At 65.3% G+C, this 13,846-nt stretch carries 7 protein-coding genes and 2 pseudogenes; 5 read left to right on the top strand and 4 right to left on the bottom strand.

The window, feature by feature from the left end; all coding sequences use genetic code 11:
* The first annotated feature begins 168 nt into the window (after nucleotides 1-168).
* On the top strand, nucleotides 169-972 hold the full coding sequence (locus ABZ883_RS42620; RefSeq protein WP_360917565.1) for a glycine betaine ABC transporter substrate-binding protein: 804 nt from the start codon (nucleotides 169-171) through the stop codon (nucleotides 970-972).
* A 91-nt stretch (nucleotides 973-1,063) separates the two neighbouring features.
* Nucleotides 1,064-2,089: a zinc-binding alcohol dehydrogenase family protein gene (locus ABZ883_RS42615; RefSeq protein WP_360917562.1), complete on the top strand. Its 1,026-nt coding sequence runs from the start codon at nucleotides 1,064-1,066 to the stop codon at nucleotides 2,087-2,089.
* A 217-nt stretch (nucleotides 2,090-2,306) separates the two neighbouring features.
* Here the strand turns inward: ABZ883_RS42615 and ABZ883_RS42610 are convergent, their stop codons facing one another.
* Nucleotides 2,307-2,936 carry a TetR/AcrR family transcriptional regulator C-terminal domain-containing protein gene (locus ABZ883_RS42610; protein WP_360917559.1) on the bottom strand — a complete coding sequence of 210 codons (630 nt, stop codon included), beginning with the start codon at nucleotides 2,934-2,936 and terminating at the stop codon, nucleotides 2,307-2,309.
* Between the two features lie 230 nt (nucleotides 2,937-3,166).
* Here ABZ883_RS42610 and ABZ883_RS42605 point away from each other — a divergent pair, with 230 nt between their 5' ends.
* Nucleotides 3,167-4,588, top strand: a complete 1,422-nt coding sequence (locus ABZ883_RS42605) for an MFS transporter (RefSeq protein WP_360917556.1) — start codon at nucleotides 3,167-3,169, stop codon at nucleotides 4,586-4,588.
* A gap of 236 nt (nucleotides 4,589-4,824) precedes the next feature.
* On the opposite strand, the gene ABZ883_RS42600 is transcribed toward ABZ883_RS42605, so the two are convergent.
* Nucleotides 4,825-5,808: an alpha/beta hydrolase gene (locus tag ABZ883_RS42600; RefSeq protein WP_360917553.1), complete on the bottom strand. Its 984-nt coding sequence runs from the start codon at nucleotides 5,806-5,808 to the stop codon at nucleotides 4,825-4,827.
* A 720-nt stretch (nucleotides 5,809-6,528) separates the two neighbouring features.
* Between ABZ883_RS42600 and ABZ883_RS42595 the strand changes: the two are divergent.
* Nucleotides 6,529-7,293, top strand: a pseudogene (locus ABZ883_RS42595) (transposase family protein).
* A 359-nt stretch (nucleotides 7,294-7,652) separates the two neighbouring features.
* Here ABZ883_RS42595 and ABZ883_RS42590 read toward each other — a convergent pair.
* A pseudogene (locus ABZ883_RS42590) lies at nucleotides 7,653-7,998 on the bottom strand (TetR family transcriptional regulator); the annotation flags it as partial.
* Between the two features lie 68 nt (nucleotides 7,999-8,066).
* Nucleotides 8,067-10,823 (bottom strand): AAA family ATPase, encoded by a 2,757-nt coding sequence (locus ABZ883_RS42585; protein ID WP_360917550.1) that lies wholly within the window; start codon nucleotides 10,821-10,823, stop codon nucleotides 8,067-8,069.
* A gap of 357 nt (nucleotides 10,824-11,180) precedes the next feature.
* Here ABZ883_RS42585 and ABZ883_RS42580 point away from each other — a divergent pair, with 357 nt between their 5' ends.
* Complete coding sequence (locus tag ABZ883_RS42580; RefSeq protein WP_360917547.1) at nucleotides 11,181-13,625, top strand: SpoIIE family protein phosphatase; 2,445 nt, start codon at nucleotides 11,181-11,183, stop codon at nucleotides 13,623-13,625.
* Nucleotides 13,626-13,846: the final 221 nt, after the last annotated feature.

The following is a 13,846-nucleotide window of genomic DNA, read 5'->3' as shown; positions in this document are numbered from 1 at the left end:
CCAACTCCACCTCCTCGACCTCCTCGACACCGACATCGGACAAACTCGCTGGCCACAGACCTGAAACGGTCACCCGCGAAGTACGGGTCTAGATGCGGGCCGTACGACCAGCCTGGCCGACCGGTCCCGGGTTCCGGAACGGTTTGTCTCCCCCCAAAAGGAGTCACCATGTCTCTCACCTCTTCAGCGCCGACGGTTACTGTGGGCAATATCGCCCTGTCGTTCCACCGTGCGGCCGCCGCGGTAACCCGCCGGGTGCTGGAGGCGCACGGCCACCGGGTGAACAGTGTCGAGGCCCCGCACGAGCAGTTGTTCCGACTCCAGGAGGAGGGGAGCGTAGACGTCCTCGTCTCTGCGTGGCTGCCGTCGAGCCACGGCGCCTATCTCGCTCGCTATCGCGATCGTGTACGTGTGCTGTCACCTCATTACCAGCCCTACTGCGTATGGGCCGTGCCACCGTACGTTCCCGCCGAGCAGGTGCGAGAGGTGGCCGATCTCACCCGCACCGACGTAGCGGAGCGGATGACGAGGGCCATCGACGGCATCAACCCCGGAGCGGGCATCAGCCGGTTCTCGGCCCGGATGGTGAACGAGTACGGCCTGGACCGTTACGGCTACGCCTTCACTCCCGGAACCGAATCCGGCTTCATCTCCCGAGTGGAGCGTGGCATCACCGCGCGGGAGTGGTTTGTGATCCCCCTGTGGCGGCCGCAGTACCTCAACCGCCACTACAGCCTGCGGACACTGAGGGAGCCAAAGGGCCTACTGGGTACCGTGGACGACGCCAGCCCCGTCATCAGTTTGCAGGCGCTGGACCGCGTCCAACCGGAGGCGGTAGCCCGGCTGGACGCCTTGTTCCTGGGCAACGAAGGTGTCGAGGAGATCGACGCCTTGATCAACGTGGGGGGCCTGTCCCCCCTGCAGGCCGCCGACCGCTACCTCACCGAACACGACGTCCGGCTGCTCACCTGAGCGGGACCGCGGCAACGGGACGGTCCGGCTAGCGGGCATCTCACCTTTTCGCATTCAATCACTCATCACCAGCGCAAACGGAGTTCATTCCATGGACAACACCACGATGCGTGCCGTCGGCTATCGCAAGAGCCTGCCGATCACTGACCCCGAGAGCCTGATCGACCTGGAGATCGCCGTCCCCCAGCCCGGACCGCACGACTTGCTGGTACAGGTGAAGGCCGTCGCGCTCAACCCCGTCGACTACAAGGTCCGCCAGGGCAACGACCCGGGCGGCGAGCTCAAGGTGCTGGGCTGGGACGCGGCGGGCACTGTTGTAGGCGTCGGCGAAAAGGTCACCATGTTCAAGCCCGGCGACGATGTCTACTACGCCGGCGCCATCGACCGCGCCGGAGCGAACTCCGAGTACCACGTTGTTGACGAACGCATTACGGCCCACAAGCCCGCCACCGTCACCTTCACCCAAGCCGCTGCTCTGCCACTGACCTCCCTGACAGCCTGGGAAGGACTCTTTGAAAGGCTCGGGCTGCACAACAACGGCCTGCAGCGCAACGGTTCCCTGCTGATCACTGCCGCAGCCGGCGGCGTCGGCGCCATCGCCGCACAGCTCGCCCGGGCCCTGACCAGTCTCACCGTCATCGGCACCGCGTCCCGCCCCGACACAATCGACTTCGCCCAACGGATGGGCGTCCAGCACATCGTCGACCATCACAAGCCGCTGGTCCCGCAACTCGCCGAGGTGGCACCCAACGGCATCACCCATGTGTTCAGCACCACCAACACCGACCGCAATCTTGCCGCCTACGCCGAGGCACTCAAGCCCTTCGGTCAGATCGTCGCCATCGACGACTTCGACTCCCTGCCCATCGGCGTGTTGAAGGCCAAGAGCATCTCCTACCACTGGGAGTTCATGTACACCCGGTCTCTGTTCCAGACCCCGGACCAGGCCGAGCAACACCACATCCTGACCCAGATCGCCCGCCTGGTGGACGCCGGAATCCTCACCACCACCGCCAACCAGGACCTCGGCCCTATCAACGCGGCGAACCTCCGCGAAGGCCACCGCATCCTGGAGGCCGGAACCGCCATCGGCAAGATCACCCTTACCGGCTTCTGATCCTTCCGCAAGGCGAACCCGGGTACCGGTCCATGACCGACACCCGGGTGCCATTGCAGCGCCTGCCGGCGGGTCAAGTCCCAAGGCCCTGCATTGCCGGTCCGGTTCGATTGCCCGACCCGAGGGATTCCACCTGCTCGCCGGTGTCACATCGACCGGTTCGTGGAACTCAGTCCGCCTCGACTCCGTCCAACGCGATCCCACGCGCAGAGTTTCCTCACGTGCGGATGCCCCCCCGCGGAGCAGCCATCAGCCCACCAGCGGGGTCGGTCCGCAGGCGCGCGAGGATACTCTGCAGCCCGAACCGGAAGCGCGCGTCGAACTCACTGGGGCCGAGGTACCGACTCGATTCCCACAAGGTGGGGTAACGGGCCCGGTCGATCTTGGTTGCGGGATCCACGGTGTCTACCGCCTGCTCCTCCTGGCTGATGCCGAGGAGGAAGTACAAGATGGTGAAGTGCGCCCAGGCCGCCACCTGCGCGGTCGCGCCGCTGCCGCGCAGAGCGGAGATCATCACTTCCGCGTAGTCGAGCGTAGCGGGCTCGTAGGTGCCCACACCTGCGACCAGGCGAGCCCCGTCCCGGTAGTGCAGCAGGCGCGCCCGGTAACGGGAGGAGAGTTCGAAGACGCGCTCGGCCCAGTCATCCGGCAGCGGTGCGGCAGTGCATCCGGCAATGATCTCGTCCGACATCAGCTCGAACAAGCGCGCCTTGCTCTCGATGTGCCATCGCACGGTGTTGTGCCGCACGCCCAGCCGGTCGGCCACGGACCGCAGGGTCACCCCCTCGATGCCCTTCTCGCCGAGCGCGGCCAGTGCCGCTGCGACGATCCTGTCCCTCTCCTGCATGTCGCCCACCTTCCTGTCGCGACCCCGCCCGGCCGACGCGGATCGAGCCGCGTTTTCCAGTGGACAAGGATATGTCATCTATGAACCGCCGAACCCGGCGTGACCACACCCTTTGCTTCTTGTCCATCGGACAATTACCCTGGGCGTTATCCAATGGACAAGAGGTTTGTATGTCGTCTCGTCGTCTTCTCCTGCAGTCGGGTACACGCTCCGTCGGCGGCCCTCGCTCCATGCCGGCGGCCCTCTACGGGGCGATCCTGGTCATGGCCGCCCAGCAGACCCTGGTGGTGCCGCTGCTTCCCGCGATCGGCCGAACGTTCGGCACCGGTCTTTCCGCCACCACGTGGTCGGTGACGGCCTTCCTGCTGTCCGCCTCGGTCGCCGCCCCGGTCCTCGCCAAGATCGGCGACGCGATGGGCCGCAGGAGAGCGGCACTGGCGGCCCTGGCCGTGCAGTTGCTGGGGAGCGCACTGACCTCTGTGGCACCCGGCTTCGGCCTCTTCCTGACGGGCAGAGCGCTGGGCGGAGTCGGCACTGCTCTGTTCCCCCTGTGCGTGGGTCTTGTGCGCGAGCACCTCGACTACCGTCGCGCACCAGCCGGAATCAGCATGCTCAGCGCCATGATGGGAGCCGGCGCCGGAGCGGGAATGCTCATGCCCGGGCTGATCGACCTGATCCGGCCCGGCCCGCGTGCCGCGTTCGCAACGGGCACCTTGGCCCTGGCGGTGGCCTGGTTCCTTCTCCGGCGGTCGGTTCCCGCCGACAAGCCCTCCCGGATCTCGCGGCGTGGCCTGGACATGCCTGGAGCACTTCTGCTCGTGCTGACAGTGCTGCCCGCGCTGCTGGGCATCAGCCAGGCCAGTCACTGGGGATGGGGACATCCTGCGACGATCACGCTGCTGAGTGCCGCGCTCATGTCCGGCGTCGTCTGGACGCGCTGGGAGCTGAGGACGCCCGCCCCACTGGTCGACCTGCGCATCGTCGCCCACGGCATACCCAGAAACGCCAACGTGATTGCCGTACTGCTCGGCTTCGGAATGTTCGCTTACTTCACGGTGATCTCCACCTACGCCCAGGCCGCGCCCAGCGGCGGGTACGGGGTGGCCTCCTCGCCGTTGCAGGTAGGCCTGCTCCTGCTGCCGAGCGGTGTGGCGATGGTAGCTCTGGCTCCCCTATCGGCCCGCCTTTCGGCTTCCGTCGGCACGGACATCACCTGCGCCCTGGGTTCGGGCCTGGTCGCCGCGGCCTTCTGGTGGCTGGCCGCGCGTCCCGGCGACGCCCCGACCCTGTGGACCAGCTCGGTCCTCTTCGGGGCCGGCATGGGCATCGGATACGCCGCGCTGTCGGCACTGGCAGTCCACCGGGTCCCGGCGGATCAGACCAGCGTGGTCACCGGTGTCAACGGCCTCATGCGGACACTGGGGGGCAGCGTTTCCGGAGCCGTCACCTCCCTGGTGCTCGTCGGCGGCGGTCACACGGCCGCCGGCGCTCCGTCCGGCCACAGCTACCGCCTGGTCTTCCTGCTGCTCGGCGCCGCCTGCTCATCGGCGACCCTCTTGGCCGTGTACACACAGGTCCGGGGCTTTCGGCCGGGGGTTCGTTCCACGATCTCTGTCGAGGACTTCGGGCAGAGCGGCTCCACGGCAAGGTGAAGGCGGCCCACCGGCTGCGCCCACAGACCTCAGCAACTCTTCCCCGTCTGTTCCGCGTACGCGTATCCACCGGGCCTGGCCGGGGCGTTGCGCCCGGCCGTGCGAAGGTAGCAGTCCCGGCCCACCGCGGACGCACGCCTCACCTGGCACGCCACTCCGGCCGGGCACGCGAGACCCGCCCGGGTACGTCAGTACCCGGGCCGGCAACCGCTTCCGCCATACGGAGTCGTCGGCGTTCAGTCGGAAGCACGCGTGGCGGTCCCCTGACCCAAACCCTCGGCAAGGGCCCGAGTCCAGTCGGCGACGGCCCGGCGGGCGACCGCCGACTGCGGAATGTAGACGTCGAACATGTGCGGCGCACCCGGAACGAGGTGCATCTCCACCGGCACACCAGCCGCGGTCAGCGCGGCACCGAACGCCAGACCCTCGTCGCGCCCGGGGTCCGCGCCGCACACCATGATGTACGTGGGCGGCAGACCACTGAGGTCACGAGCCCGCGCAGGCACCGCGTAACCGGCCTCCGGGTCCGTCCCGGCGAGGTAGGCGGACCACATGTCCAGCGCTCCGGACCGGTTCCAGAGCCTGTCGTCCGTGACTGTCCGGGAGGACGGCGTGTCCTGGCGGTCGTCGAGGACCGGATAGCCGAGGTAAAGGAAGGCCACCGCCGGCCCACCCCGTTCGCGGGTTGCGAGGGCGACGGAGGTAGCGAGCGCGGCGCCCGCCGAGTGCCCGCCGAGCGCTATGCGTGAGACGTCGATGCCGAGTTCGTCGGCATGCTCGGCCGTCCAGATCAGAGCGGCGTGGCAATCGTCGAAGCCGGCCGGGTACGGATTCTCCGGCGCCAGCCGGTAGTCGGGGGCGACGACAACCATGTCCAGTCCCGCGCTGAGCCGCAGGCAGTGGCCCTCCTCGGCGTTGGGCGCGCCGATGGCGAACGCGCCGCCGTGGAACCACAGCGCGGCAGGCCGCGGACTGGAGGACGCCGCTGTGGGCGAATAGATGCGCACAGTCTGAATTCGCCCGTCCGCGGCGGTGATCTTCCGTTCCTCGACACGTACTCCCGGAACCGGGGAAACAGCTTCCGCGGCCGCAGCGACGGCCACGCGACTTCCCTCCAGATCTGCGAACACGTCCAGAACGGGCAACGAATCGAGTACCGGACGGAACTCCGGATGAATGAACATGAGGTAGACCCTCCACCGACGATATTCCTTGTCCATTGGACAGTAACGCGCAAAGAGACCGTTGTCCAATGGACAACGGTCTCCTTGTGATCGAACATGGCATCACCGGTCAGAACCGCAGGGACGACCCCGATCGCAGATCCGGCGGAGCCGCGCTCTCGGCGAGTACCGGCGTGCGGGGCGGGGCGGGGCAGCGCGACGGGATGCGGGCCACGGTCCGGGTGGGTCGGGTACGCCGGCGAACACGCATGCGGGGACATGCCTGCGGGAACATGCGTGCGGATGCAAGTGCGCCGCGCGGGAATCTGACGCCTCGCCACCAATCGTGGCGACGTCGAACTCTCCCTGGGCCACCGTCGTCGTCGCCACGCTGCTCATCCCGCTCCACGAACGGGGCGGTTTCTTCCTGGACGGCGACTCCTGCGTCTACCGAGCGGGCTGCCGGCCACTTCGCCCGACGGGACAAGGCGGCACCGCCAAAGGACGGCGGTGAAGTAACCCGGCATGTCCGGGGCACCCCAGTCCGGCGAGGGCAGCATCCACAAGGGATCCACTCCTCTTCCACTGGGCTGCCCATACTCTGCGTGCAAAAATCCGCCCGCCCGAATGCAATCGCATTCTGCCGGGCCACACACTGAGCCCTTTCCAACCTGGTTGACGTTCGGGTGAGTTGGGGGTGGGCTGGCTGCGGGAAGAGGTGAAGCTCCTGGTAGATGGGTTGTCGACCAAGATCAACCTGTCCGCCCGGAGCTTCGTGTGCTTGTCTACCCATCGGGGATCGATCTGTCCAGCTCGACCCTTCGGTACCTGTCCGGTCTGCTCAGTGTCCGGCGTCGTGAGCGCGGCACTCGCTGGCGACGGCTTGCACCAGACCGGCAGGCTCTCCTGGTGCTGGCGCATTTGCGCTGCGGACACACCTACGCCCAGCTCGCGGCAGGCTTTGATGTCGGGCTTGCCACGGTCTACCGGTACGTCGCCGAGGCGGTCGAGCTCCTGGCAGCCCGCGCGCCGGACCTTGCCGCAGCGGCCCGGGCGGCGTCACGCAAGGCGTTCGTGATCCTCGACGGGACGCTCCTGCCCATCGACCGGATCGCCGCGGACCGGCCGTACTACTCGGGGAAACATAAGAAGCACGGCATGAACGTGCAGGTCATCGCCGATCCCTTCGGAAACCTGCTGTGGGCCTCACCGGCCCTGCCGGGCTCGGTCCACGACATCAAGGCGGCCCGCACTCACGGCGTCATCGAGGCGTTGACCCAGGCCCGCGTCCGCTGTTGGGCCGACAAGGCCTATCAGGGGGCCGGCGGCACAGTTCGCGTTCCGTACCGCGGCCGTTGGGACAAGCTCTCCGCAGGTCAGCGTGCCGTCAACGTCTCCCACGCGAAGATCCGCGCCCTCGGCTAACAAGCCATGGCCGCCCTCAAGACCTGGCGGCTCCTGCGCAAGCTGCGATGCAACACCACCCGCATCACCGCACTCGTCCAGGCCGTCCTCACCCTGCACCTCAACACCGCAAAATGAGGTTGGAAAGGGCTCACTGGAAAGCTAAGAAATATCATGCCTGAAGCACTGCCATGGATGGCGCGGATCTCCCTCACGGTCCGTTACTCCCCCAGCCTGGCGCTCGGCACGGACTGCTCGGTCCCCAGGGAGCGATAATGACCAGCGCGCCCCGAGCACCGAACCGACAGAACAAACCGCTTCCCGCCGAAGCCAGCGCGGGTCCCGGAGATGACGCCCCAGCGACGGAAACCCGGCCTCGCTTCACATCCGAAGCGAAATGGGCGGCTACTCGGAGCAAGGATCTCGCGCTCCAGGCGCCACTCTGCTCGGCCTTGGGCAGACGGGCGCGTTCGCGATCCTCGACGACACGCTGCTGCCACCGAACGCAGGGCGAGCCCGCCCCGCAAGTACATCGCCTCACGCATCCGCAGCACGAGGAAGACCAGGTCCTCCCGCAGGCCGCCCAGGTCCGCGACATCAGGGACCTCGGGGAAGGCCCTCTGCAGGGCGTCGGCGACGAGCGCCTGCATGGACGGCCAGCAGCGGTAGACGGCCTTGCCGGTCTGGGCGCCGGCCACGACGCACTCCATGGTCAGCCCTCGCCAGCCCACCGTGCTCAGCTGCTCCAGGGCGGGCCCCGAGGATCGCCCCCTCCACAACGGGCCCGCGACGACGGGTACCGGATGCCGCCCAATTCCGCAGGGCCCCAGTGGACGGGCCCATCCGATGCAGCCGTTGCAGGCCATAAGGACCACAATAGCGAGGCGATGCTGACGAAACGTCGATTCACTCTACGGATTCGATGCTCTATGTGCGGGATCCAGAGCTTCCTGCAGTTCCTTGCGTGAGGAAATTCCGAGTTTGGTGTACACGTGGCGCAGGTGCCACTCTGCGGTCCGCGGACTGATGAAGAGTCGCGTACCGATCTCAACATTCGTGTGTCCCTCGCGCGCCAACTGGGCGACTTGCTCCTCTTGAGCCGTGAGATCCTCAAGCGACCCGGCCCCGTGCCTCGTCACCGCTTCCCCGGTGGCAAGAAGATCGTGCCGGGCACGCTCGGCGAATCCCTCCGCCCCGAACCGGGTGAACGCTTCGTGAGCTGCGTGAAGTTGTTCGCGCGCTTCGGCACGCCGACGTTGCCTGCGCAGCCACTCGCCGTAAACGAGATGTGCGCGCGCTAGGTGAACAGCGACGCGAGTGTGGGCCAGTCGCTCGATGGCCTCACGATACAGATCGTCGGCTGCCGAGTCGTCGGCGAGCAGCGCACGTGCCCGGGCCAGGGTTCCCAGAGCCCATTCGGTGCCACTCGCCCGGGTTCGCTCCTCAAGCTTCTGCATGGCGGCGGCAGCCGTCTCCGGGCTGCCGCTTCGGGCGGCTGCCTCAACCAATTCAACGAGTGTCCATGAAATGATTCCGATGTCTTCGTACTCGGCAGCTCGTTGGGCGGCTGCCAGTGCGCGATCATACTCACCGCAGCCGTTGTAGAGTAGCGCCGTCGCGTAGTTGACCACACCAATGGATCTTCCTTCGCTTCGTGCTGTCGCATCGTGGCGGGCAGCCTGAAAGCGAGCCAGAGCCGCAGAGGCGCTGCCCCGCCAGGCCGCCAAAAAGAGCGCGGCGTAATTGAGCAGCGGGAAACCGGTCGACTCGGTAATTGCGTTGGCCTCGTCAATCAGCGATGACGCCGAAGTGAATTCACCAGCAGCTACGTGGGCGCTTGCACGGTAGGCAAGCGCCAGTGGAAGGACACTGAGAGCGCCGGTGTCGCGAGCGAGGTGAACAGCGCAGCTGGCCATTTCGTGCCAGGTCTCGTCGTCCCACAGATCGGGCGCGATAGGCTCGGGGGCGATGGGACACAGCAGCCAGAGCCAGCGGACTTCCTGTTTGGTACGCGCCTCGATGCGGTAAGCCTGGAGGGCTTTCTTGAGGAGCGGCACGGCAGGGGCGTAGCCTTTTGTGAACCTCGTCGTCAGGCCGTCCAGGAGAAGGTCGATAGGCCTGGGTGGCTCTGGTGCGTGGGGTGCATCGCGAGCGCATTTGGCTACCTGTAGTACACCGGTGCCGTCGCTGACAATTCGCCCTGAGAAAATTGCCGCGCTGTAAGCCTGGAGATATGTTTCGCGTGCCGAGTACGGATCGAGTGGTTCCAGGCGTCTGGCAGCCTTGAGCAACAGCGGAGGCGCGTGATTGCCGCGGCGTCGTGCGCATGCAATTTCAGCTCGCAGTCGGTCAAGGCGTGCGTGCTGCAGATTGTCTAGCGGGCCGATCTCTGCCGTCGCTGTGCATTCGTAGGCCGCGTCCGGGTCCGCGGCGTCCAGCATGGCCTGGGCAGCGGCAAGGGCTCGCGTTGCTCTGCGTGTGGCTTCAGGCGTCAAGTTGGCGGCACGCTCCAAGAATGCCGCCGCTGCTGTAACCCCGCCGCGGGCCCGGGCACGGTCCGCCGACCGCAACAGCTCGCAGGCCACATCCTCGTCGGGACCCACCACAGACCGAGCTCGATGCCATGCACGCCGATCGGGGTCGACGGTGGAGTCTGTTGCCTCGGCGAGCGCGCGATGAACGCTCTGGCGGGCGGGCACCGTTGCCGCTCGGTAGACCGCCGAGCGCACGAGCGGATGACGAAACCGCACTCGTGCCGCCAGCTCGAGCAGGCCGCATTCCTGGGCTGGCGAAGCCGCGTCAGGGGTGATTCCCAGCCGCTCGGCCGCACGCCACAACAAGGTGACATCGCCGACAGGCTCGGCGGCCGCAGTCAGCAGGAGTTGTCGTGTTGCCGGAGGAAGGGCCTCGATGCGTGTGAGGAAACTCTGTTCGATGCGACTGGTCAGCGGCCAGGCTTCAGGCAGACAGAATCCGCCAGCCAGCGCTGCCGGCGCCAACCCCTTCGGCAACTCCAGGATGGCAAGCGGGTTTCCGCGGGTTTCAGCAACGATTTGATCCCTTATCTGCGGGTCCAGTCTGCCTCGAATGGCCGAGGTCAGGAGGGCACGCGCATCATGATCGCTGAGACCAGTGACGCCAAGTTCGGGCAGCCCCCGCAACTCGCGCATCCCAGCCTCCCGCACTGCGAACACCAGCAGAACCGGCTCGGCAATCAGTCGGCGACCCACAAAGGCCATTACCTGCAAACTGGCGCGATCCAGCCATTGAGCATCGTCTACCAGACATATCAGTGGCTGCTTCTGGGCCGTCTCGGAGAGCAATCCCAGTGTCGCCATGCTGACCATCAGACGGTCCGGCGCAGTACCAGGACATCTGCCGAAAACGACACCCAGCGCCTCCCGTTGCGGAGTGGGCAGCGCCGCAAGATTGTCGAGAATTGGAGCGCACAACTGATGTAGGCCGGCGAACGCGAGTTCCATCTCCGATTCGACTCCCCAGGCTCGCTCGACGCGACACCCGGATGAGTGGTGCGAGAGGTATGCGATTAGCTCTGATTTTCCGATCCCGGGATCTCCACTGATGACGAGGGCGCCACCGCTCCCCGATCGCGTCCTGCTGACTAGTTCGTCCAGCCTTCGGCACTCGTCGCTCCTACCCAGCAACATCGGAACTTGCCCCCTCTACTATCTGCTGAACGCTGAAAAGTAATCGAGAAGGTCGAGCGTGTGGTCGCATCGCCGGCACTGGTTAATCCGCCGCAACCGCTTTCCGTAATGCACTACGTGCATTTGATCGGTCACACTGAGCCACCGTTTCAACCGATCGACGTGCTGCGACAGATACGGCAGCGCGTGCGCCCAGCCCAGGCACTGGTAGACGCACCCCAGGCATGCACCCCAGGGTATTCGACGGATGCGTTACAGGACCACCTCGCGGAACTGTGGTGTCCGTAATCGTTTGGCCAGCAGCGAGATGCCGGTCTGCGACAGCAACTGCCAGAACCCCGCCTGGGATGGACACCGATGATCGAGTTGGAATACCCGCACTACGAAACGCTGAGCGATACGGAATCGGGATGCGTCGCTATCGCACTGGTCGACGCGACAGGAACGGTCGCCGGATGGACACGCGCTGCACGGCGTCTTGCCGGCTACTCCGCCGCCGAGGTGGTGGGGCACCCTGCCGCAGACGTGTTCCTTGCTTTTCCCCAGGATGGTTCAGACGCCGCGGCCTTCCTTGAGCAGCACCGCGCCAGGAACAATTGGTACGGGCGAGCGGTGGTGCGTCACAGGGATGGGAGTGAGCATGACGTGAGTCTGCGGTTCTCACTGCTGGCGGGCCGGGATGGGGAGTTTATGTGGCTCGTATCAGCGACGGACATCGATACGCTTTCCTCGCAAGCCGTGAGCGGATCGGTGCGGGAGTCACTTCTCACGCGTGGACCGATGGGTATCATTCTTCGCGACCCCGAATTGCGCTGCATCTTCGTGAACGATGCCATGGAGCGGCAGGATGGGGTTTCCTCCAGCCAAAGGCTCAGGCATCAGCAGATAAGGCCGAATTCTGCCTTCGAGAGCGATATTCTCGACGAAGTCATGCGTAAGGTAACGGAGGGTGGAGTGCCTGTCGTGCACACCCTTCAGGCCGCCCCACCCGGCAGCAGGAACACTGAGCATACGTTTTTCGTGACATTCTGCCGCATCGAGGGCGCAAGGGGTGAGATTCTGGGAATCTGCTGCATGAGCGTGGATATGACCAGAATCCAGTGGGCTCGCGAACGGCTGGCAATTCTCAGCGAAGCCAGCATACATATCGGGAGTACCTTGGACGTCGCCAAAACCGGACAGGAGCTTACCGACCTCGCGGTACCGCACCTTGCAGACTGCGCCATAGCGTACGTCTCGGACTCCATGAAGCAAGGGCCGGTCCCTCTCGGGCCGGACTTTACATCCTCTCTTTACGACTCCTCTTTGCGGCAGGTTGGCCTGACCTCGATCCACAAGGATGGCTACGAAGAGGGGTGGGAAATCGGGGAAACGCTGCCCGTCACGTCATACTCACCCATCGGTTACGTCATGTCCTCTGGTCGATCTTATCTGGCATCATCTGTGGGCACCGCTTTGGAGACATGGCTCTCCAAGATTCCGGTATACGCGAGAAAAGTATGCCGGTGCAGGGTTCGCTCGCTCATGATCGTGCCGATTCAGACACGGCAAGTCCTGCTTGGTCTGGCAGTTTTCCTGCGTTGTGAGGACGTCCTTCCCTTCGAGGAAGACGATCTGCTTCTCGCTGAAGAACTCGTCAGTCGGGTAGCACTCGCGCTCGACAACGCTCGCCGATCCGCACGTGAGCACACTGCAGGACTCGATCTGCAGCAAAACTTGCTCCCGCAGAACATCACAGGCGGGCCGGCCTTCGAAGTGGCTTCACGCTACCTTCCCGCAGACACAGACGAAGGCGTCGGAGGCGACTGGTTCGACGTGATCCCCCTGTCAGGTGCCAGGGTGGGACTGGTCGTCGGTGACGTGGTCGGCCACGGCATCAAGGCCGCTGCAACTATGGGGAGACTGCGCACCGCGGTCCACACGCTCGCCAATATGGACCTGCCCCCCGACGAACTGCTGGCCCACTTGGACGACATGGTGCAGCGCCTCGCGGAAGAGGACACCGATCCCCAGGGGCTTTCCGCCACGGTAATCGGCGCAACATGCCTGTACGCGATCTACGACCCGCTCAGCCGAAGGTGCAAGATGGCTCGGGCCGGTCATCCCCCGCCCGCGATCATTTCCCCAGACGGCCACGTTAGCTTCCCTGATCTCCCTGCCGGTGTCCCCCTGGGCCTCGGGATGGATTTCTTCGATGCCGTCGAGATGGAAATACCCGAAGGGAGTCTTCTCGCCTTCTACACCGATGGCCTGATCGAAAGCCGCGACCACGACATCGACGTCGGCATGGGGCTGCTGGCCCGTGCGCTGGCCCACCGCGGGTACACGCTGGATCAGCTCTGCACGCACATTATTGACACCGTCCCGACCCATGCCCCCTTCGACGATGTCACCTTGCTGCTCACCAGAACTCGCTCGCTCGGGCCTGGTCAATCCACATCCTGGGACCTGGCAACCGACCCAGCCGTCGTGAGCACCGCGCGCAAACTGGTCTCTGACCAGCTGACCAAATGGGGAATTGAACACATGACCCCCACGACCCAACTGATCGTCAGCGAACTCGTCACCAACGCCATCCGCCACGGCGAGGGACCGATCAATCTACGCCTGATCAAACACCAGGAGCTTACATGCGAAGTATGGGACAGCGGCAACTGCGTTCCCAGGCTGCACCACCCACGCACCACTGACGAGAACGGCCGTGGACTCCTACTTGTCGCGCGGACATCACACCGATGGGGAACGCGCCACACCACGCAAAACAAGATCGTGTGGGCCGAACAAACGGTGCGGGACACGTAGGGAATGCGAATTTCCCAACGTTCCTTACTGATGGCGTGGACTGACAGACAAATAGAATCCATTGCAGGCGAGTTTTCGAAAAGCAGCCTGGAGCGGCATACGGCCCTTGGCCGCCGCAACTACTCGCTAAGGGCTGTCCCGTAAATGATCTTCGAGTCGCCTCGGGTGGGGCTGGCCGCTGTGCGTTCCATCGGCCTATCCAACGAGGGCGAGGTTGTGCA

This window comes from Streptomyces sp. NPDC046977, from assembly GCF_040644455.1.
Lineage (GTDB): Bacteria > Actinomycetota > Actinomycetes > Streptomycetales > Streptomycetaceae > Actinacidiphila.
Note: the sequence above shows the minus strand (reverse complement) of the source record. Positions and strands in the feature narration are given on the sequence as shown.